This is a genomic window from Burkholderia sp. FERM BP-3421 (assembly GCF_028657905.1).
In the GTDB taxonomy this organism is placed as follows: domain Bacteria; phylum Pseudomonadota; class Gammaproteobacteria; order Burkholderiales; family Burkholderiaceae; genus Burkholderia.
Map to the genome: position 1 here is coordinate 1317285 of NZ_CP117781.1, position 18766 is coordinate 1336050.

Consider the following 18766-nt stretch of genomic DNA (forward strand, 5'->3'; position numbering starts at 1 on the left):
GGTTGACCGTCACGAGGCCGGCGCGGGCGTCGTGACGGTGCTGCTGGCGGCGGGGCCGCCTGCCGCAGGGCCGCCTGCCGCATCCACCTCCGCCGCGCTCCAGCCGCCGCCGAGCGCCTTCGCCAGATACACCACGAGCGCGGCGCGCTGGCCGCGAATCTGCACCTGCTGGCGCTCGCTCGTCAACAGCTGCTGTTGCGCGCTGATCACGTCGATGTACGCGGCGAGCCCGCCCGCGTAGCGATCCTGCGCGAGGCCGACGAGCCGGCGCGCATCGTCGGCGGCGGCCTGCGCGCGGCGGTTGGCCTCGTCGAGCACCGACAGGCCCGTGACCGCATTTTGCACCTCCTCGAACGCAGTCAGCACGGTTTGCCGGTAGTTGGCCTGCGCAGCGGTGTAGCCGGCCTTGGCGAAGTCGACGCCGGCCGCCAGCCGGCCGCCCTCGAACAGCGGCTGGCTGATCGAGGCGCCCACCGACCATAGCAGGCTCGGCACCGTGAACAGGCTCGCGAAGCGGGTCGCGTCCCAGCCGAGGTCCGGCGCGAGCGTGATGCGCGGGAAATAGGCCGCGCGCGCGACGCCGATCTGCGCGTTGGCGGCCGCCATCGCGCGCTCGGCCGACGCGACGTCGGGCCGCCGCTGCAACAGGTCGCTCGGCAGGCCGGCCGGCAGCGGCGGGGCGGGCAGCACCTGCACGGCCGGCGCGATCGAGAACGACGGCGCGGGCGTGCCGACCAGCGTCGCCAGCGCATGTTCGTACTGGGCGCGCTGATTCAGCAGCAACTGGGCCTCGGTGCGGGTCGCGTCGAGTTGCGCCTGCTGTTGCAGCAGGTTCAGGCCGGACACCGCGCCGAGGTCGTGCTGCGCCGTCACGAAATCGAGCGCTTTCTGTTGCAGCGCGACCGAGCGGTTCAGCACGTCGATCTCGGCGTCGCTGGAGCGCAGCGCGAGGTAGGTGGTCGCGACGCTCGCGGTCATCACGAGGCGGGCGTTCGCGAGATCGTCGCCGGCCTGCTCGGCGCCGGCCCGCGCGGCCTCGACGGTGCGCCGGATCCGCCCGAACAGGTCGGGCTCGTAGCTGACCCGCGCGCCGGCCTGCACGTCGTTCTGCACCGTCGAGGTGTTTTGCGTCGCGTAATTGGTGAGCGGCCGATCCGACGAGATCCGCGCGCGGCTCGCGCCCGCCGTCAGGCCGACGCTCGGCCATTGCGCGGCGGCGGCCGAGGCCAGCGTCGCCCGCGCCTGGTCGTAGCGCGCCGCGATCACCTGCACGCTCTGGTTGTGCGCGAGCGCCTCGGTTTCGAGCGCATCGAGGCGCGGGTCGCCGAATGTCTGCCACCAGTCCGGCGCGAGCGAAGCGCGCGCGGGCGCGGCCGGGCGCCAGTAGGCGTCGGCGGGATCGAGCCGCCATGCAGCCGGCGCGGCGACGTCGGGCCGATGGTAGTCGGGGCCGACCGTGCAGCCGGCGAGCGCGAGCAGCGCCGCGGCCGCCGCGAGCCGCAGCGGGCCGGGCCGGATCAGGCGGGCCGTGGCGCGGCCGGGCGCGGCCTTGCCGGCCATGTCGCGGTACGCGCTCACGAACGCGCTCCCGCGCTGGCGGCGCGCGCCGGCCTGGCGGTTTGCGCGACGGTCACCTCGTCGCCGTTGGCGAGCGAATCGCTCGGATTCAGCACGAGCCGGTCGCTCGCGCCGATGCCGCTGTCGATTTCGAGCGTCTGGCCGAGCGTGCGGGCGATCGTGACCGGATGCAGCCGGATCTGGCCGTTCGCCCCGACCACCGCGACGTTCGGGCCTTCGGCGCGGAACAGCAGCGTGTTGGCGGGAATCGTCAGCGTGCCGACGGGCGCCATCGGCAGCGTCGCCTTCACATATGCGCCGGGCAGCAGGCGGCCGTCCGGATTCGGCAGCGTGATCTCGACCTGCAGCGTGCGGCTTGCGACGTCGATCGCCTGCGCGGTGTGCGTGATGGTGCCGTCGAACTGCTGGCCGGGAAGCTCGGACTGCGTGACCGACACGTGCTGGCCGGGCTTGATCTGCTGCGCGTAGGTCTGCGGCACCTGCACGTAGAGCCGCAGCCGGTCCGCCTGCACCACCGTGAACAGCGCACGGCCGGTACCGCCGTTGCCCGCGTTGACGAGGTCGCCGACATCGATGTTGCGCTGCGTGACCACGCCGTCGATCGGCGCGACGATGCGCTGGAACCCCTTCAGCTCGGTCAGGCGTCGCACGTTCGCATCGGCGGCCGCGAGGTTCGCGACGCCCTGGTTGTACGCGCCCTGGCGATCGTCGAGTTCCTGCTGCGACACCGCATCGCGCTGGCGCAGCTGCTGCGCGCGGTCGAACGAGGTCTTCGCGAGCGCGAGCGTCGACGCGACCTGCTGGCGCTGCGCGCTTGCCTGCGCCAGCTCCTGGTCGAGTTCGGGCGTATCGAGCACGGCGAGCAGCTGGCCCTGGCGGACCCGCGCGCCGATGTCGGTCTCCCAGCGCTGCACGTAGCCGCTCGCGCGCGCGTAGATCGGCGCCTCGACGTAGCCGCGCAGCGTGCCGGGCAGCGCCACGTGGGCGTCGCCCGTCGCGGTGCTCGGCTGCACGACGTTCACGTACTGGCGGGCGTTCTGCGCGGTCAGCGCGTCGAGCCGGTTGCCGTTCATCAGGTCGGCGATCACGGTGCGCAGCGCGAGCGCGGCGAGCAGCAGCCCGATCACGAGCAGCGCGAAGCGCGCGCGGGTCCACACCTGCGCGCGGGCGGGGAGATCGAGGCCGGATTCGTCGACGTGGAGGCCGACGGTGCTGTGATGTTTCTCTTCCATGGAATCAACCAGTCAATGCGAATTCAGTCGGTCAGGATGAAGCGGTCAGCCGCGCCCGGCGCTTCGCCAGACGCTGATGGACCCCGGCAAACACGAGCGGCACGAACAGCAGCGTCGAGACGGTCGCGAACAACAGGCCGCCGATCACCGCGCGGCCGAGCGGCGCGTTCTGCTCGGCGCCTTCGCCGAGCCCGAGCGCCATCGGCACCATGCCGATGATCATGGCGAGCGCGGTCATCAGCACGGGCCGGATGCGCGTCGCGCCGGCCTCCAGCGCGGCCGTCAGCGGCGGCGCGCCGGCGTCGAGCCGCTGCCGCGCGAACGCCACCACCAGGATGCTGTTGGCGGTCGCGACCCCGACCGTCATGATCGCGCCGGTCAGCGCGGGCACGCTCAGGTGGGTGCCCGTGATGAACAGCATCCAGGCAATCCCGGCGAGCGCGGCGGGCATCGCGCTGATGATGATGAGCGGATCGAGCCACGACTGGAAGTTCACGACGATCAGCAGGTAGACGAGCACGATCGCCATCGCGACCCCCGCGCCGAGGCCGAGGTACGAGGTGCGCATGGTCTCGACCTGGCCGCGCATCACGATGCTCGCGCCGCGCGGCAGCGTGTCGCGCGCGCGGTCGACCAGCTTGCCGATGTCGCCCGCGACCGAGCCGAGGTCGCGGCCCTCGACGCTCACGTACAGATCGATCACGGGCCGGATGTTGTAGTGGCTCAGGATCGCCGGCGTGACGCCCTGGCGGATCGACACCAGGTTCGCGAGCAACTGGTACGGCGCGCCCGCGCGGGTGCTGGCCGACACCGGCGTCGCGAGCAGGTCGCCGACCGACGCGACCTGGTATTGCGGCGTCTGGATCGTCAGCGGGTACTGTACGCCGGTCTTCGGGCTGACCCAGAACGCGGGCGTGGTCTGCGTGCTGCCCGACAGCGAGATCAGCATGTTCTGCGCGACGTTCTGCGCGGACAGGTTGAGCTGCTGCATGCGCGTGCGATCCATGTCGGCGGTCAGGAGTGGCGTGTCGTTGCGTTGCAGGACGTGCGCGTCGACCGCGCCGGGAATCGCGCGGATCTGCTTCATCAGCCGGCTGGCGATCGCGGTGTTGGCCGCGAGGTCGTCGCCCTGGACCTGCACGTCGATCGCCGCTGGCTGCCCGAAGTTCAGGATCTGCGTGACGATGTCGGACGGCTGGAAGAAGAACTCGATGCCGGGGAAGCGTGCGGGCAGGAGCGCGCGCAGCTGCTCGACATAGCGTTGCGCGGGCCGGTGGCCGGGCTTCAGCGCGATCATGATCTCGCCGTCGAGCGAGCCGATGGTGCCCGAGTTGCTGTACGACAGGTTGATGCCGCTGACGGGCAGGCCGAGGTTGTCGACGATCGTGCCCAGCTCGCCCGCGGGCACCACCTCGCGCACCACCTGCTCGACCTGATCGGCGAGCCGCGCGGTTTCCTCGATCCGGTAGCCGGTCGGCGCGCGCATGTGCAGGCGGATGTTGCCGGCGTCGACGCTCGGGAAGAAATCCCGGCCGAGCGCGAACACGAGGCCCGTCGACAGCACGCAGAAGCCGAGGAAGGCCGTCGCGTAGACGCGCCGGCGCACCAGCAGCACGCTCAGCAGCACGATGTACGACGCGCGCAGCCGCTCGAACGCGTGGTCGAAGCCGTGGTACAGGCGCGCGAGGCGCGATGGCTTCGCGTGCGGATCGGGCGCGGCGTGCCCGCGGAACAGCAGCAGCGCGAGGGTCGGCACCAGCGTGCGCGACAGCACGTAGGACGCGAGCATCGCGAACACCACCGCCTCGGCGAGCGGCACGAACAGGTAGCGGGCGACGCCCGTGAGGAAGAACATCGGCACGAACACGATGCAGATGCAGAGCGTCGACACGAAGGCCGGCACCGCGATCTCGCCCGCGCCTTCGAGGATCGCCTCGCGCAGGCCGGTGCCGAGATGCAGGTGGCGCTCGATGTTCTCGATCGTCACGGTGGCGTCGTCGACCAGGATCCCGACCGCGAGCGCGAGCCCGCCGAGCGTCATGATGTTGATGGTCTGGCCGAGCGCCGACAGCGCCAGCAGCGAGGTGAAGATCGACAGCGGGATCGAGATCGCGATGATCAGCGTGCTGCGCCAGTTGCCCAGGAACAGCAGGATCATCATCGCGGTCAGCAGCGCGGCGATCAGCGCCTCGTGGATCACGCCCTGGATCGCCGCGTCGACGAACACCGACTGATCGAACAGCGGCGTGATCTTGAGATCCTCGGGCAGGGTCGGCTCGATCGCCGGCAGCAGCGATTTCAGCGTGTTGACGACCTGCAGCGTCGAGGCGTCGCCATTCTTCAGCACCGACACGAGCACGCCGCGCTGGCCGTCCTTGCGCACGATGTTGGTCTGCGGCGAGAAGCCGTCGCGCACGTGCGCGACATCCCCGAGATAGATGGTCGCGCCGTTCGCGGTCTGCACCGGGATCCGGTTCAGTTCGGCGACGGTGTCGGGGGAGGCGTTGGTGCCGACCTGGTATTCGGTCTGGCCGATCTTCGCGGTGCCGGTCGGCAGCACCAGGTTCTGCACGTTGACCGCGCTGACGATGTCGGCGGGCGTGAGCCCCTTCGCGGTGAGCGCCTGGGTGTCGAGGTCGACCGCGATCACGCGGGTCCGGCCGCCGTACGGATAGGGCACCTGCGCGCCGGGGATCGTGATCAGCTGCGGCCGCAGGAAGTTCATCGCGACGTCGGCGAGGGCCTGCTCCGACATCGAATGGCTCGACAGGCCGAGCTGGATCACCGGAATGCTCGACGCCGAGTAGCTGATGATGAGCGGCGGGGTCGCGCCTTGCGGCATCTGCCGCACGATCGCCTGCGCGGACGACACCGTCTGCGCGATCGCGGTCTGGGTGTTCGCGCCGGGCTGCAGGAACACCTTGACGATGGCGATGCCGGGCAGCGTCTGCGATTCCAGATGCTGGATGTTGCTGACCGTGGTGGTCAGCGTGCGTTCATGCACCGACGTGATGCGGTTCGCCATCTCCTGCGCGGACAAGCCGTTGTAATTCCAGATCACGCTGATGACCGGGATGTCGACCGACGGCAGCACGTCGGTCGGCGTGCGCATCAGCGCGAGCGGGGTGGCCAGCAGAATCATGATGGCCATCACGATGAACGTGTACGGGCGCCGGAGCGCGAGGTCGACAATCCACATGGGAAACGGCAGGAGCGGTGGGAGGGAGCGGGCGGCGCGTTACGGTGAATGGATACGCATGATAAAGAACAGGTCCGGACCGAAGGCTGACGCCAAAATGGCGGAATTGTCAGGTTCGGACGGCGCGCCCCTGCGCGTCAGATCTGCTCCATGCCGAACGCGGCGAGCCGCGCCAGATCGACCACCGTAATCTGGTTATAGGCGATCCGCAGGATGCCGCACTGCTCGAGATGGCGCAGCGCCTGGTTGACCCGCTGGCGGGACACGCCGGCCAGCATGCCCAGTTCCTCCTGCGAGATCGCGAGCGACGGGCCGGTGTCCGGATACAGCGCCGGGTTGAACAGCTGGGAGAGCGATTGCGCGACGCGCGCCTCGACGTCGAGCAGGCGGCTGTTCTGGATCGAGGCGATGAACTCGCCCATGCGGTTGTTCAACTGACGAATCACGAAGCCGGTGAACGGCAGGCTCGTGTCGAGCAGCGCGTGGAAGGTGGCGGTCGGTACGTAAAGCACCAGCGAGCGCTGCATCGCGATCACGTCGTACTTGCGCAGTTCGCGCTTGATCACGCTGCCTTCGCCGAACCAGCCGCCCGACGGCACGCCGGAGAAGGTGCAGCCGCGCCCCGCGACGTTGTGGATCGCGAGCTTGACGAGCCCCTCGTGCACGCCGATCCAGTAGTCGGAGGGGGCCTGGCGGCGCGCGATACAGTCGCCGGCGTCGTGGTGCTCGGCGTGCGCGTCGGCGAGGACGAGGGCCTGGTGCTCGGGGGCGAGGGGAGTGAACCAGCCGCAGCGGGCGAACAGCGCGGGCAGGGCGTCGGTGGGGGGCGCATCCGCGCGGAGATCGGACATGGCGTGGCGTAGGCGGGCACGGGGGAGCCGCGCGGAGCGGCGGGTAGGGGCATCATATCGAAGATCGGAAGCGGGGCCGTGACGAATGCCGCCTGCGGGCGTGGCAGACCCGGTGGTTCGTATAATGCGGACGGCAATGCTCCGACGAATGGAATGCCGCCACCTGACACCTTCTCGACCGGGATATACCCCAGACCTGCATGAAGATCCTGGCTATCTCAGGCAGCACGCGCGAGGCATCGACCAATACCACCCTGCTGGCGGCGATGCGCGCGTGCGCGCTGGCGGGCATGACGGTGTCGGTTTTTCATCGACTCGACACCTTGCCGGTTTTTTCGCCCGATGCGCAGGGCGAGCGGACGCCCGCCGCCGTGACCGCGTTCCTTGAACGGGTATCGGCGGCCGACGGCATCGTCATCGCGAGCCCGGAGTATGTCCGGGCCATCCCAGGCGGCCTCAAGAATGCGATCGACTGGATGGTTGCCCGGTTCGAGGTCGTCGGGAAGCCCATTGCGCTCGCGCATGCATCCCATCGGGGCGACGCTATGCTGACTTCGCTGAGGCTCGTGCTGTCGACGGTCAGCGATCGGTTCCTGGAGCACGTGTTCGTGCGGATACCGCTGATCGGGAAGTCGCCGCAGGAGGCTGCGGCGATATTGCGCCTGCCGGAGCACGAGGCGCGGATGGCGGGGTTTCTGGCGGCGTTGGCGGCTGAAATCCGCGAACCGGGCGTCAGGACGCCGCCTGCGATGCCGTGAGGCGCGTATTGATCTCGATGGTGCGGGCCCGCACCGCACGCATCAGGAGCATCGCTGCCCCGAGCGTCGCCGCGGCCAGTATGCAAACGAGGCGCGGCTGAGGGCATATCCACAGCAAGGCCTGAGCGCCGGCTTCTCCGATTGCCCCGGCTACCCAGATGAAGCCGAAGTAGCGGCTCCGCGCCTGTGCCGGGGCGTGCTCGGAAACCAGGTGGTAGAGCACGGGGATCGACATGAATTCGCCGATGCTGAGGACGACGACGCCCGCCCCGACCGCCAGGTCATTGGGTGAAACCCCTACCGCAAGGACGCCCGCCGTTGTCAAGCCGAGCCCGATCGACACGCTGCGCCAGGCGATTCCTGCGCTTGCCGGCCGGCGCATCGTCCATAGATAGGCGAACAGGACCGTCGCTGAATTCAACCCGAGCCAGATGTTGCCCCGCGGGCGCAATCCCAATTCCGCGGCGATCAGCGGCGCGCTGGAAAAGATCATGGTGTAGCACGCCCAGATCGCGGAAAAGAGCGCAAATACCTTGATGAAAAAAGGATCCCGCAACGGCGCGAACCAGGATGTCGATCCGGGTTGGCCCGGAGTCCGTTGCTGCGCGACGGGTATGGCGAGGACGCCTGCCACCGCGATGCTCAGCGGAAGCAACAGCCACAGGCTGGTGCTGCCGAGACTCGGCCACAGCAGGAGCGGGCCGGCCATGGCGCCCACGTTGATCAGGAGATAGTGCGTGGAAAAAGCCCGGCCGCCCTGCTTGCCCGAGACCTGACTCAGGATCGAATACACGGCGGGATTCAGTATTCCGCCGCCGATTCCGGCGATGCCGCCCGCCGCAAACAGCGTGAGCGGCGTATCGGCCTGACAGAGCGCCGTCAATCCGAGCGCCTGCACGGCCGAACCGAAGGCGATCACGAGGCGGCCTGGGTAGCGGTCGGCGAGAAAGCCGCCCAGTAAGGGGAACAGACGGTAAAGAAAGATCTGGATGACGAAGAAGAGGGCAAGGCCGGCATCGCTTAGCCAGCCTGCTTGCCACGCGGACAGAGGTTTGTTCGGCGTGATCGCGAAGAACAGGAGCTTGTCCAGTCCGTGAAAGACGAGCAGCGTCCAGAGCGGCCGGTTCATTGCACGGTCCTGACCACGAGTTCACGGAGGATGGATTGTATGCGTGCCGCAGCTTGCTCGGCGGTATCGCCCTTCACGATGACGAAACCAATTCGATCGCCGGAGTTTTCAGGGGGGCGGATTCGATCTCCGGGCCGCTTTTCGAGCCCGGACCGGACGACATAGTCTCGTCGCGTCATGTCTTCCCAGCCATCCACGCTTTTCAGAATGCCGTCGCCCGGGGCGACGACGAAACCTATCGCTGCGGCGTGGCCGTGATGGGCCGGCGCCGCATCGCCGTTGCCGAGCAGGGCGTTGAGGTGAAGCTGGAAGAGGTTGACGCCGGTTGCGAGCGGTATCAGGTCCGTCGTGATGTGATCCCCGCCGGGTCGCGGATTCGTCTCGATGATGCGAGGCCCGGTCGAGGTCCACTTCAGTTCGATGTGGAATACCCCGTCGTGCAGGTCGAGTGCCTGCGCCGCGGATCGGGCCGCGGCGATGAGCGCTTGCCGTTGCGGCTCGGACACCCGCGCCGGGAAAACATGCCCCAGTTCGACGAAGAAGGGGGGCGGCGTCACCCATTTCTCCGTCACGCCGGCAAACCGGACCGCGCCGTCGACCATCGCCAGTTCGACGCTGAATTCAGGGCCGTCCGCGAACGCCTCCAGCAGATATGTCTTGCGACGGACGAGGCCGAACATGCCGAAGTCCGTTTGCTCGAGGTGGAGCCAGGCTTGTTGCAGGGCGTCATCGTCGCTCAACAGCGCGACGCCTCTGCTGGAAGCGGAGCTTGTAGGCTTGATCACCAACGGATAGCCGATGCGGCGCGCGGCGGCCTGCGCCTCGCCGATCGTCTCGACGAGCGCGTAATCGAGCGAAGGTGCGCCCGCCGCTCTATAGGCGAATCTGGCGAGGTCTTTGTGCACGCCTCTCTCAGCCGCGAGCGGAGCGACTCCGCGTAGGCCAAGCAAGGACGCCAGTTTCGCGGCCGTGGTCGTGACGAATTGGTTTCCCGCGACCACGGCCGAGATTGACGACAATCGGCCGGCATCGCCGAGCGTGCGCCAGATGGCATGCTCGTCGTTCACTGGGCACACCAGCACGCCGTCCACGTGCCGGCGATACCGATGCTGGTCCGGGAGCGATGCGTCGCTGGTCACGACCCAGCACGCCAAGTGCATGTGCCGCGCTGCTTCGAGGTAACCGATGCCGAAGTAGCACGGTTCGATGACGAGGATTTCCATCAGTGTTCTCGGTTCGACGGGGTGGTGCTTGTCATGGGCAGGTATTCGGGACGTTCGGTACTTAGGCGCAGCCGGATGCATGGCCTATCTGGATGATGTGCGCGGCCAGGTTGTCGACCTCGTGGAGCGTTGTGGCCGAAGAAAACGAGATCCGGATCGTGCTGTTGAGCCGTGAGGGAGGAATCCGCATTAGAACGCTTCAGGCGTCGATGCACGGAGCGCCCTGGCCTTCAGTTTCTTCAAGGCCGCTGAAAACCGATTGCTATTCCTTGTCTGGAGCGTGACGGAAACCTGATCGAGTTCGATGGGCGTGAGCCGATGTAGATATTCCGGCGGTAAAACAGCGGACCAACTCCGCTGCGAAACGGCTGCGGCCAATGCTTCCCTTTTGCTTCCGTCCCCGAGCAGGCGCGATGTGTCGGAGAGGCAAATGCTCAGAATCGCTTTTCGACCCTCGGCGGTCAGCCGGCGGCTGATCGCGATGCCGAGTTCCAGCGTCTCCAGCGTTGAGGCGCTGGGCCCGGCGACTTCGCCAAATGAGAACCCCTGGTCGCACCCGCGGATAGGGAGGTGCCCGCAATCAATAATGATCCGCTCCCGCAGACACGAAATGAGTCGACTTATTTCATTCCATCGAGGCATTTTTCCCAGGTCCAATTTCCGCTCCCAATATGAGCGCTCCGTCGTGGATAAGGTATTTGAGAATGCGCGAAACGAAGGAGCGTGAGGTTAGTGCGTGGCTGAAAGATATTCGCTTGCGTGGACCGATATATAGAAAGAAGACCGCGATTTTGGCTGGTGCGATCGTAGCCAGGAAAACTTCACTTGTCTTTGGTATTGGTTCGAAAATAAGATGAATCCACGGTTATCCGCGCACCGGGATTTCCGGGTTTTCCACGAGCGTGCAGGCGGAGCGCGATCTTGTCGGAGGAAACGGACCGAGGTGTCTCAGTTCGTCGGTTCCGGGTCGGGCGGGCGGCAAGCGGGATGACGTCCACCGTGGCCGGGTTTGTCGTTCCGATGACAGACGGCCGGCCGATCGGGTCGCTACACTCGCGGGCTATCGGGCCCGGGCCCGCTCACACCCATACCAATCATTGAAAAATCGAGGCCGCCTGCCTCGCAGGAGACACACATGACGCAGCGATTCGAGGAAGGGCTGGGCCGGCGCGACGCGAACTACGTTCCGCTCACGCCGATCGATTTCATCGCGCGCGCCGCCGAGATCTACGGCGACCGACTCGCGGTCGTCCACGGCGACGTGCGGCGCAACTGGCGCGACACCTACGCGCGCACCCGCCGCCTGGCGAGCGCGCTGCGCAGCGCGGGCGTCGGCCCGGGCGACACGGTCGCCGCGCTGCTGCCCAACATCCCCGCGATGGTCGAGGCGCATTTCGGCGTGCCGATGGCGGGCGCGGTGCTCAACGCGCTGAACACGCGGCTCGACGTCGCATCGATGCTGTTCATGCTCCGGCACGGCGAGGCGAAGCTGCTGATCGTCGACACCGAGTACGGCGAACTCGCGCAGCGCGCCGCACAGGAACTGCCCGGGCTCGTGATCGTCAGCGTCGCCGACGCGCAGCCCGCCGACCCGGACCGCTTCGACGCGGCGCTCGACTACGAGGCGTTCGTCGCGACGGGCGACCCGGACTACGCGTGGACGCCGCCCGCCGACGAGTGGGACGCGATCGCGCTCAACTACACGTCCGGCACGACGGGCGACCCGAAGGGCGTGGTCTACCACCATCGCGGCGCGTATCTGGCCGCGCTCAGCAACATCCTCGAATGGGACATGCCGAAGCACCCGGTGTATCTGTGGACCTTGCCGATGTTCCACTGCAACGGCTGGTGCTTTCCGTGGGCGGTGGCCGCGCGCGCGGGCGTCAACGTGTGCCTGCGCCGCTTCGAGGCGCAACGCGTGTTCGAACTGATCCGCGCGGAGGGCGTGACCCACTACAGCGGCGCGCCGATCGTGCAGAGCGCGATCGCCAACGCGCCGGCCGCGTGGCGGGCGGGCATCACGCACGCGGTGCATGCGCAGGTCGCGGGCGCGGCGCCCGCGCCCGCCGTGATCGCGAAGATGAAGGAGATCGGTTTCGTGCTGACCCACGTTTACGGGCTCACCGAGACCTACGGGCCCGCCTCGGTCTGCGCGAAGCAGGCGGAGTGGGACGCGCTCGGCGACGACGAGGTCGCGCGCCTGAACGCGCGGCAGGGCGTGCGTTACCACCTGCAGGCGGGCGCGACCGTGCTCGACCCGGATACGCTCGCGCCGGTGCCGGCCGACGGCGAGACGCTCGGCGAGATCATGTTTCGCGGCAACATGTGCATGAAGGGCTACCTGAAGAATCCGCGCGCGACCGAGGAGGCGTTCCACGGCGGCTGGTTCCATACCGGCGATCTCGGCGTGCTCGCGCCGGACGGCTATATCCGCATCAAAGGATCGCCGCAAGGACATCATCATCTCGGGCGGCGAGAACATTTCGAGCATCGAGGTCGAGGATGCGCTGTACCGGCACCCGGCCGTTGCAATCGCGGCGGTGGTTGCGCTGCCGGATCCGAAGTGGGGCGAGGTGCCGTGCGCGTTCGTCGAACTGCGCGAGGGGATGGAGGCGACCGAGGCGGAGATCATCGCGCATTGCCGCACGCTGCTCGCGAGCTACAAGCTGCCGAAGGCGGTGCGCTTCGGCGAGCTGCCGAAGACCGCGACCGGGAAGATCCAGAAGTTCCAGCTGCGCACGCAGGTGGGCTCGGGGCAGGCGATCGATCTGGCGGGCGACGGAAAGCAGGGGTGAGGCATCGTGCCGGCCTGCGGCGGCGCGGGGCGGCATCGGCATGGCGTGCGGGTCGATCGCGACGCGGGCGGCGTTGCCCGCGCGATGCGCCGGGCGCGGCGGCCGCGCGGCTTGTCGCGTACGAAGCGGGCCGGGTGCGGCGCGCGCGTCGTCAAGGCAGGATCAGCCACGCCACCACGAGATACCGCGCGATCTTCGCGCACGCGACGATCGCCAGGAACGTCGGCAACGGCTCGCGCAGCACGCCGGCGATCACGGTCAGCGGATCGCCGATCACGGGCGCCCAGCAGCTGAGCAGCAGCGACCAGCGCCCGTAGCGGCGATACCAGCGTTCGGCGCGTTCGAGCGCGGCGGGCTTGACCGGAAACCAGCGGCGCGTGCGGAAGTGTTCGATGAAGCGGCCGAGCACCCAGTTGAGCGCCGAGCCGGCGATGTTGCCGGCGCTCGCGACGGCGATCAGCAGCCACGGAGCTTGCTTGCCGGCGATCAGCAGGCCGGCCAGCAGCGCTTCGGATTGCAGCGGGAACAGGGTCGCGGCGAGCAGCGACGCGGCGAACAGGCCGCCGAGGGTGAGGAACGTGGACATCGGGCGATTGTAACGGGCGGTGACATGGGGTCTCGCCGCGCCTTGTCCGGCGGGGCCGGCGCTTCCCGGCCGCGTGTCATAATCAGCACCCCCTCCCATCCGGTCCCGGGCCATCGTGACGCACGCGCGTTTACCGTTTCGAAAGCCAGGCAGCTGGCTCGGCCTGCTCGCGATCCTGCTGATCGCGCTGGCGCCGACGGTGTCGCAGCTGCTCGCGCAGCATGGCCGCCTCCACCGGATCCTCGATACCTACTGTTCCGCCTCGCCGATCGAGCGCGCCGTCGAAAGCCATGCGCACGCCGGCCACGCGGCGGCGTCGCATTGGGAAGCGTGTCCGTATTGCGGCCTGTTCGCCCACGCGCCGGTGCTGCCCGGCGTGGCGCGCGCACCCATCGGCGCGGTTGCGGCGAGCGGGTTCCTGGTGCTGCCGGCGGCGAGCGCCGTCCGGCTCGCGCCGCTGTTCAGCCGCGCCCACGCGCGCGCGCCGCCCGAACCGGCCTGAGATCGCCTTCCGGCATCCGCGTTCGCGCACGGCGACGCGGCGCGCCGTCGCCCGCACGCGGCGGCGCGATCCCAGCGCACGACACAGGAGCAGTACCCTCATGCAAGAACTTTTCAAGCGTTATGCGGCGCCCGCGCGCGCCTGCCTGCTGGCGGCCGGCGCGGCCGCGGGCTTCGCGGCCCCGATGACGGCCGCCGCCCACGCGGTGGTGGGCGACCGCGTGTTTCCCGCCACGATGGCCGTCGACGACCCGGGCGTCGGCGACGAATTCGACCTGCAATACGGCCACATCAAGAGCCCTGCCGACGGCGGCGGCGACATGAACGTGAACACCGTGTCCTATGAGTGGGACAAGCTGATCACCTCGGACCTCGGTTTCAGCGTCGCGGGTTCCTATGTCGGACAGAACGCGCCGGACGGCGGTTCGGCGCGCGGCTGGGACAATCTGACGGTCGGCCTCAAGTACCTCGTGTACCGCAACGCGCCGCACGAATTCATGTTGTCGGCGGGCGTGCTCGCGGCGCTCGGCGGCAGCGGCGCGAAGTCGATCGCGAACGCCTACTCGACGATCACGCCGACCGTCTATTTCGGCAAGGGTTTCGGTGATCTGCCCGCGTCGCTGGCCTATCTGCGGCCGCTCGCGCTCACGGGCGAGATCGGCCCGAACCTGACCACCGCGCGCAGCGCGCCGAACTCGCTCGACTGGGGCCTCACGCTCCAGTACAGCATCCCGTACCTGCAGTCGCAGGTGAAGGACCTGGGCCTGCCGCAGCCGTTCGCGAACCTGATCCCGGTGATCGAGTTCCCGATGAACACCTGCACCGGCAGCGGCTGCTCGGGCACGGCGACGACGGGCACGATCAACCCCGGGCTGATGTGGATGAACCGCTACGGCCAGTTCGGCATCGAGGCGCAGATCCCGCTGAACCGGGCATCGGGCTCGCATCCGGGCATCCTGTTGCAGGCCCACGTCTATTTCGACGACGTGCTGCCGCATTCGCTGGGTCAACCGTTGATTCACTGAGGAGACGCGATCATGAGGTCAGGGAGACATCTCGACATCGGCGCGCGCATCGCGCGCGGCGCCGCCGCGCTGCTGCTCGCGACGGGCGCGCAGTGGGCCTGCGCGCATGCGTATCCGGTTCACCAGACGCCGGGCGCGGGCGCGAGCGTGGCCGCGCCCGCGCAGGTGGCGATCGAGTTCGACGACGCGCTTGAACCCGCATTCAGCTCGATCGCGGTGACCGACGCGGCCGGCAAGCCGGTGACCGCCGCCAAGGCCGTGGTCGATCCGGCGGATCGCAAGCACCTGTCGCTGGCGGTCGGCGGTCTCGCTCCGGGCGTGTACGCGGTCGCGTGGGTGGCGGTCGCGGTGGACGGGCACCGCACGCAGGGGCACTACACGTTCACCGTGAAGTGAAGTGAGGGGGCGGCGCGCCCGCCGTCTCATGGCGGCGGGCCGGCGCGCGCCGAGCCCGCGATCGCGCATCAAGCCGCGTGCGCGTCGTCCCCGTGGCCGAGCTTGAACACGCTCACGGCCTGCGTGAGTTGCGCCGCCTGGTCGCGCAGCTCGGTCGCCGCATGCTCGGCGTCCTCGATCAGCGCGGCGTTCTGCTGGGTCGCCGCGCCGATCTGCGTGACGGCGAGGTTCACCTGCTCGATGCCGGTCGACTGCTCGCGCGACGCGGCGCTGATTTCGCCGATGATGGTCCGCACCTGCTCGACCCGCTCGACGATGCCCTGCATCGTCGCGCTCGCTTCCTCGGCGATCCGGTAACCGTGCTCGACCGTCGACGAGGAGCCTGCGATCAGCGTCTCGATCTCCTTCACGGCCGCCGCGCTGCGCTGCGCGAGCGCGCGCACCTCGGCGGCGACCACCGCGAACCCGCGTCCGTGCTCGCCCGCGCGCGCCGCCTCGACGGCGGCGTTCAGCGCGAGGATGTTGGTCTGGAACGCGATGCCCTCGATCACGCCGGTGATGTCGGCGATCTGCCGCGACGAACGCTGGATGTCGCCCATCGTCGCGACCACGCGCTGCACCGCCTGTCCGCCATGCTGCGCCGCTTCGGAGGCGCCCGACACGAGGTCGTTCGCCTGCGCCGCGTGCTCGGCGTTCTGCTGCACGACGGCCGTGATCTGCTCCATGCTCGCCGCGGTTTCCTCGACGCTGCTCGCCTGGGTGGCGATGCGCGCGGCCATGTCGGTGCTGCCGGCCGCGATCGTCACGGTGCCGTGCGCGATGTCGTGCGAGCCGCGCCGCACCTGCGCGACGATCCGCGCGAGCCCGTCGCCGATGCCGTCCACCGCCTGCACCAGACGGCCGATCTCGTCGGCGCGTCCGTCCCGGGTTCCGCGTCCGCCGATCCGGACGCTGAGGTCGCCCGCCGCGAAACGCTCCGAGGCGCGCGCGGCTTCGTCGAGCGGCCGGCTCACGAGACGTTTGACCAGCATCAGGAACAGCGCCGCGAACGCCAGCACGAACGCGCCGCCGATCGCGAGGAACAGGTTGCGGGTGCGGCGCGTGTCGGCCGTCATTTCATCGTCGATCGCGATGCCGCCGACCAGCCACTGCCACTCGGGCACCGTGACGAACGAGACGAACTTCGCGCGCGGCCCGTCGTCGTGGGCGGCGGAATCGGCCGAGCGGTAGGCGATCTGGCCTTGCTTCGCGGCGAGCATCTGCGCGTAGGGTGCGATCGCGTCGTCGGCGCGCTGGCCCGCGCGGTCCGGGTGGACGAGCAGCGTGCCGCGGGTCGGGCCGTTCGAGGCGTCGAGCACGAAGTAATAGCCGCTGTCGCCGATCTTCAGTTCGCGGATGCCGGCCTCGACCAGACGGACCTCGGCGCCGACGTCGATGCCCACGAACAGCGCGCCGATGATGCGGCCGCCGGCGTCGGTGATCGGCCGGTACTGCGTGATGTAACGTTTGCCGAACAGCGCGGCCAAGCCCGTATAAGCCTGACCGGCCATCAACGGGCCATAGGCGGGGCCCTTGCGGTCGAGCAGCGTGCCGATCGCGCGGCTGCCGTCCTGCTTTTTCAGCGAGGTCGTGATCCGCACGAAATCGTCGTCGGTGCGCGCGAAGACGGTCGCGATCGCGCCGCTCTTCTGCAGGAACTGGTCGGGAATCGAGAAATCGAGGTTCAGCGCGCGGCCGCCCGCGTTCAGCACCGGGGTCGCGACACCGCCGATCTCGACTTTCTGGGCGGGATCGAGCGCGTAGTCGGGCGGCAGGAAGCTCGCGAGCAGATTCATCGAGCGGCCCGCCTCGGCGGACAGCGCCTTGTCGAACAAGCTGATCATCGCGGCGATCGAGCGATCCTTCTCGTCGATGCGGGCATGGGCCTGATCACTGAGCTGGGTGCCCGCGATGTGGGTCAGGGCCCAGGTGAAGACGGCAAACAAGAGGGCAACCAGCGCGCACGAAAAAACGGCGAGGCGTGCGCCCACGCTCGCGCGCTTGAGGAAAGACACGTTCATGTAAAGAAAACTCCGGTGTTGCGGTATTGCAGAGAGGGGGTGGCGGAACGCACGCGTCACCGCTCGCTCATCGGAGGTCTACGGCAATTGGAAAGGATTCTTTAGTTTTTGTAAGGTAAAGGGACGCTGGGTTCGGGGAGGTGTGACTTTTAGGTGACGTTTTCGTAACGGTCACGGTCGGTGGTGCGAATGTCGGCATAGTTGCGCGACGGCGACGGCGACGGCGACGGCCAGGGCCAGGGCAGTGGCCCGGCGATGGTGATGGCCACGGCCACCGCCAAGCGGGGGCGAGAAGGCTCGAAACAGGCGGCCCCCGGGCGAGGCCGCGCTCGGGGCCGCGTCAGCGCGTGATGAACGGCGCCGACGCGCCGGGCGCGCCGCGCGCGTGCCTGCGCTGGCGCAGCAGCGCGACCCGGCAGTTCTCGCGGGCGGCTTCGCGGCCGTCGTCGTCGAACAGCACGAGGTCGCCGCGCATCACGTTGAAGGTGATCACGTGGCCGGTCGGCGACGACAGGGTCTCCGGCGTGTGATGCGAGCCGGCGGGTTCGAGCACCGTGCTGCCGGGCCCCGCGATCCAGTCGTATTCGCGGTAGCGCCATTCGCCCACGAGGGTGTGGACGAACACCCGGCCGTCGTGGCGGTGGCGGGGCAGCGTCATGCCGACCGGCATGCGGAGCAGCACGGTCAGCTCGTCGCCGGCCGCGTCGATGTGCAGGTACTTGATCGCGAGCCCCGGCAGGTGCTCGGCCATCGGCAGCCAGGGCAGGTCGTCGTCCTGCAGGCACGAGATGGGCGGCAGGGCGATGGGCGGGGTTGCGTCGGACATGGCGGGCGGCGTCGGGAAGGGCTCGGAGCGGCGATTATCGCAGACCGGAGCGGCGCGCCTGCCCGCTGCCGCCTACTCTCGCGCCGTGCGGCCCTGCGGCCGCGCGGGCGCGCGCTGCGTGCCGGGCAGCGGTTCGGCCCCGGCGGACATCAGCGGATCGGTGACGACCATCCGTTCGGACGAGCCGTCAGGCCAGGTGATCTTGAACACGCTGCCCGCCGGCAGCGCGAACAGGCCGTGTTCGAGCCGGTACTGCGCCGCGCAGGCGCCCGCGCCCGCACTGCGGATCGCGGCCTCCGAGCCGGTCGACGTGTCGCGCACGTTGTTCAGCTTCGCGCACGGCGGATAGCGCCCGTCCAGGGCCGGCGGCGCGGCGTGGGCGAGGGCGGGCAGCGCGAGTGCGCCCAGGACGACGAGCAGGGAGCGGGACATGGCGGGTTTCCGTGTGGAGAAGGGGGCCGGAACGAGCGTGGCAGGGTCGGATGATACAACGCGCGCGGCCGGCGGCGCCTGGTGTTCGGCGAGCAGTGGCCGATGGCGCGCGGTAAGCCGTGGGCGACGGGCCATGAGCCGTGAGCCGTGAGCGACCGGCGACCGGCGACCGGCG

The 18766-nt window shown here is 68.9% G+C and carries 15 protein-coding genes and 1 pseudogene; 5 read left to right on the plus strand and 11 right to left on the minus strand.

Annotated elements, in window-relative coordinates; all coding sequences use genetic code 11:
• Positions 1-9: 9 nt before the first annotated feature.
• The 4 genes from Bsp3421_RS08835 to Bsp3421_RS08850 all read right to left on the minus strand — a co-directional run bounded on the left by Bsp3421_RS08835 (position 10) and on the right by Bsp3421_RS08850 (position 7010).
• Entirely contained in the window at positions 10-1560 is a 1551-nt protein-coding gene (locus tag Bsp3421_RS08835) for an efflux transporter outer membrane subunit (protein ID WP_273998324.1), read from the minus strand.
• Positions 1561-1574: 14 nt separating this feature from the next.
• Complete coding sequence (locus Bsp3421_RS08840) at positions 1575-2810, minus strand: efflux RND transporter periplasmic adaptor subunit (RefSeq protein ID WP_273998071.1); 1236 nt, start codon at positions 2808-2810, stop codon at positions 1575-1577.
• Between the two features lie 31 nt (positions 2811-2841).
• Positions 2842-6009 carry an efflux RND transporter permease subunit gene (locus Bsp3421_RS08845; protein ID WP_273998072.1) on the minus strand — a complete coding sequence of 1056 codons (3168 nt, stop codon included), beginning with the start codon at positions 6007-6009 and terminating at the stop codon, positions 2842-2844.
• Positions 6010-6146: 137 nt separating this feature from the next.
• Positions 6147-7010, minus strand: a complete 864-nt coding sequence (locus Bsp3421_RS08850) for a Crp/Fnr family transcriptional regulator (protein WP_443111500.1) — start codon at positions 7008-7010, stop codon at positions 6147-6149.
• 50 nt (positions 7011-7060) lie between these two features.
• On the opposite strand from Bsp3421_RS08850, the gene Bsp3421_RS08855 reads away from it, so the two are divergent.
• Positions 7061-7618 carry an NADPH-dependent FMN reductase gene (locus Bsp3421_RS08855; protein WP_273998073.1) on the plus strand — a complete coding sequence of 186 codons (558 nt, stop codon included), beginning with the start codon at positions 7061-7063 and terminating at the stop codon, positions 7616-7618.
• On the opposite strand, the gene Bsp3421_RS08860 is transcribed toward Bsp3421_RS08855, so the two are convergent.
• The 3 genes from Bsp3421_RS08860 to Bsp3421_RS08870 all read right to left on the minus strand — a co-directional run bounded on the left by Bsp3421_RS08860 (position 7593) and on the right by Bsp3421_RS08870 (position 10627).
• Positions 7593-8747, minus strand: coding sequence for an MFS transporter (locus Bsp3421_RS08860; RefSeq protein ID WP_273998074.1), 1155 nt, complete (start codon positions 8745-8747; stop codon positions 7593-7595). The two genes, Bsp3421_RS08855 and Bsp3421_RS08860, sit on opposite strands and share 26 nt — an antisense overlap.
• Positions 8744-9970, minus strand: a complete 1227-nt coding sequence (locus Bsp3421_RS08865) for an ATP-grasp domain-containing protein (RefSeq protein WP_273998075.1) — start codon at positions 9968-9970, stop codon at positions 8744-8746. The genes Bsp3421_RS08860 and Bsp3421_RS08865 overlap by 4 nt, the downstream gene beginning before the upstream one ends.
• Before the next feature lie 189 nt (positions 9971-10159).
• Complete coding sequence (locus Bsp3421_RS08870) at positions 10160-10627, minus strand: hypothetical protein (protein WP_273998077.1); 468 nt, start codon at positions 10625-10627, stop codon at positions 10160-10162.
• A gap of 478 nt (positions 10628-11105) precedes the next feature.
• On the opposite strand from Bsp3421_RS08870, the pseudogene Bsp3421_RS08875 reads away from it, so the two are divergent.
• Positions 11106-12765 (plus strand): annotated as a pseudogene (locus Bsp3421_RS08875) (acyl-CoA synthetase).
• Positions 12766-12916: 151 nt separating this feature from the next.
• On the opposite strand, the gene Bsp3421_RS08880 reads toward Bsp3421_RS08875, so the two are convergent.
• Positions 12917-13351 (minus strand): YqaA family protein, encoded by a 435-nt coding sequence (locus tag Bsp3421_RS08880; RefSeq protein WP_273998078.1) that lies wholly within the window; start codon positions 13349-13351, stop codon positions 12917-12919.
• 115 nt (positions 13352-13466) lie between these two features.
• On the opposite strand from Bsp3421_RS08880, the gene Bsp3421_RS08885 reads away from it, so the two are divergent.
• The 3 genes from Bsp3421_RS08885 to Bsp3421_RS08895 all read left to right on the plus strand — a co-directional run bounded on the left by Bsp3421_RS08885 (position 13467) and on the right by Bsp3421_RS08895 (position 15273).
• Positions 13467-13853: a DUF2946 family protein gene (locus Bsp3421_RS08885; protein WP_273998079.1), complete on the plus strand. Its 387-nt coding sequence runs from the start codon at positions 13467-13469 to the stop codon at positions 13851-13853.
• A gap of 100 nt (positions 13854-13953) precedes the next feature.
• Positions 13954-14877, plus strand: coding sequence for a hypothetical protein (locus Bsp3421_RS08890; RefSeq protein ID WP_273998080.1), 924 nt, complete (start codon positions 13954-13956; stop codon positions 14875-14877).
• A gap of 12 nt (positions 14878-14889) precedes the next feature.
• Positions 14890-15273 (plus strand): copper resistance protein CopC, encoded by a 384-nt coding sequence (locus Bsp3421_RS08895; RefSeq protein ID WP_273998081.1) that lies wholly within the window; start codon positions 14890-14892, stop codon positions 15271-15273.
• 68 nt (positions 15274-15341) lie between these two features.
• Here Bsp3421_RS08895 and Bsp3421_RS08900 read toward each other — a convergent pair whose 3' ends face one another.
• From Bsp3421_RS08900 to Bsp3421_RS08910, 3 genes are all read right to left on the minus strand, one after another.
• The gene (locus tag Bsp3421_RS08900) at positions 15342-17333 is read right to left on the minus strand and encodes a methyl-accepting chemotaxis protein (RefSeq protein WP_273998082.1); all 1992 of its coding nucleotides are present in this window, start codon (positions 17331-17333) and stop codon (positions 15342-15344) included.
• A 340-nt stretch (positions 17334-17673) separates the two neighbouring features.
• Positions 17674-18159, minus strand: coding sequence for a 2,4'-dihydroxyacetophenone dioxygenase family protein (locus Bsp3421_RS08905; RefSeq protein WP_273998084.1), 486 nt, complete (start codon positions 18157-18159; stop codon positions 17674-17676).
• A 72-nt stretch (positions 18160-18231) separates the two neighbouring features.
• Complete coding sequence (locus Bsp3421_RS08910; protein ID WP_273998085.1) at positions 18232-18591, minus strand: hypothetical protein; 360 nt, start codon at positions 18589-18591, stop codon at positions 18232-18234.
• Positions 18592-18766: the final 175 nt, after the last annotated feature.